We start from the raw sequence: 2,055 nt of genomic DNA, 5'->3' as shown, positions 1-2,055 counted from the left end.
TCCATCTCGGCGTTCTATCAGCGGGAGCTGCAATGCGGCGACGGCAGCGTGGCATACGTTTTGGAGCGTTCCCCCGATGTCTATCTGCTGACGGTCCACGTCAAAGACCTGGCGATGCTGCGTCTGGAGTTCGAAGGTTCGAACCTGACCCGACGTGTTGGCAATCCCAACATCCACATGGTGCTGGAGTATTCGGCCAAGACTGGCGTCGCGCGCACCCTGGTCAAGGGAGGGGTGAAGTACCACACCATGTTGTTGGAGGCATTCGCAGAACATCTGCTGGGCACGAAGGTCGATGCACACCGCATCAAGCCTCCCACACTTGACCTGTCTGCGTTGCGGCTGGGTTTTGATGTGCCCCAGGCGCTGACCACCGATGGGTTCATGGCGGTGCAGGTCAAGACCCTTTCACTGCTCAGCCCCCATGGCGACCTGAAGGTTGAATGCACGGCAACCGCATCGAGCGACCAGCAATGTGTGACCGAACTGATCGCAGAGTCCTTCCCCAACGAGAACCCGCTCAAGCGCAATTGGCAGATCACCTCGGCGCACATCAACCTGTACTACCCACCCGAGCCCGGCAAGATGCGAGCGAAGGTCATCACCATTGAGATCACCCGCAAAGGCCGACTGAACCTTCACAAGTTCGACGCCAAGATGCAAGCCCAGCTCGAAGGCTACTTGGTTGCCCTCGGCATTCTGGGTGCCGACCAAACGCTGAACGCCAATGAGCAGCAGCCCGGTGAAGACGCCTTCCAGTCCGAACCTGCGTACCAGGAGTGAGCGTGAACTCACATCATGCTTGGTCATTGGTCTGCCGCTTGTTCGCTGAAGGGACGCACGTCCATCGCTGGGCGTTGTCCCCTCACGAGCTGGCTGCATGCACCTTGCTCGGCTCCGCCATAAAGGCTGCGCCCGTCAATCAGCAATACGTACTTTGCCCACATTGCAACCTGCACCGTGGGCAAGTCGTCGGTGATGGCAAGGGCGGCAGGCTTTGCCATTGCCCCGAATGCGGCCCCGTCCAAATCGAGCCGCAGGACATGGCAGCGGTCATGCTCAACGAGGATTGGCTGCGCCAGAAGTTGCGCTTGGCACTGGAGATCAACAGTCGCGACGGCATTGATCAGGTTGGCCCTGGCATTTGGCGGCTGGGAGATGCCAGGCAGGGGCCGGTCATTCTGGCTCGCAACCTGTCCACCCTTGTGCGCGCGCCTGCGATCTTGGATGGTTTCCGGGTCAAGGGTGCGAGCCTGCGGGTCATCACACCCAAGCCGTTGGACCAGACTGCGCACCCATTCGCTGCCGACATTGAGTGGCTGCCACTTCAGGAGCGGTTCGCCTTTTACGGCGACGGCATCTCCTTTATCGCCCCACAGGGCCACCGCCCGGAAGAAACGCCACGTGAGCCCGCTAAACCGGTCTACGGCCCCTTCGCGGACGACTTCCGCACGGTGCTGCTGCCAGAGCACGGCCACATCAACCTCACCGAGGCACAGGCTTCGGTGTTCCAGTCGCTTTGGTCGTTCAAGGGTGAGCCCATGCGTGCCGAACGAATCATGGAGCGTGCAGGCTTGGACAGCGACAAGCCCATCGATGTGTTCAAGGTGAAGTCCCGTGACAAAGGAAAACCGGGAGCCGATCATCCGTTGATGGCGTACCGAGAGTTGGTGGTCACGGTGCAAAGACCGGGGCTTTACTCGATGCCGTGCTCCGCTGGGTGACTACTTTCTGGGGTGTTTTCTCAAAGCGTTGTGTGCGACAACACACAAACCTCATGGTTTGCCTCAGCAAGTCGATAGCAAAACCTTCGTATCCGACACACGCGTAAGTTGTTGCCGTGAAAGGCGTTCTGCGTGTGCCACAGCGTGAGGGTTTGCAGAAGTTTCGTGAGAAGAGAAGGCAGAGTATGAGATTTGGGGGCCAATACCGCCCCAAGTACCGGAGGGGGTTGGCACACGTAGAATTGCGCCGCACCCCGCGTGCTCTGGGGATGCCCCAAATGAAAACGCCCAACTGAGAACAGTTGGGCGTCTTGGATTGGTGGCCTGGGAC

At 59.5% G+C, this 2,055-nt stretch carries 1 protein-coding gene and 1 pseudogene; both read left to right on the top strand.

What is annotated here, in order from left to right; translation table 11 throughout:
- Nucleotides 1–783: pseudogene (locus AAFM15_RS11660) on the top strand (hypothetical protein); the annotation flags it as partial.
- 2 nt (nucleotides 784–785) lie between these two features.
- Complete coding sequence (locus tag AAFM15_RS11655) at nucleotides 786–1,724, top strand: hypothetical protein (protein ID WP_341686880.1); 939 nt, start codon at nucleotides 786–788, stop codon at nucleotides 1,722–1,724.
- The last annotated feature ends 331 nt before the right edge of the window (nucleotides 1,725–2,055 follow it).

The organism is Limnohabitans sp. (assembly GCF_038134685.1).
Lineage (GTDB): Bacteria > Pseudomonadota > Gammaproteobacteria > Burkholderiales > Burkholderiaceae_C > Limnohabitans_A.
This window is presented reverse-complemented; position numbering and strand designations above follow the sequence as displayed.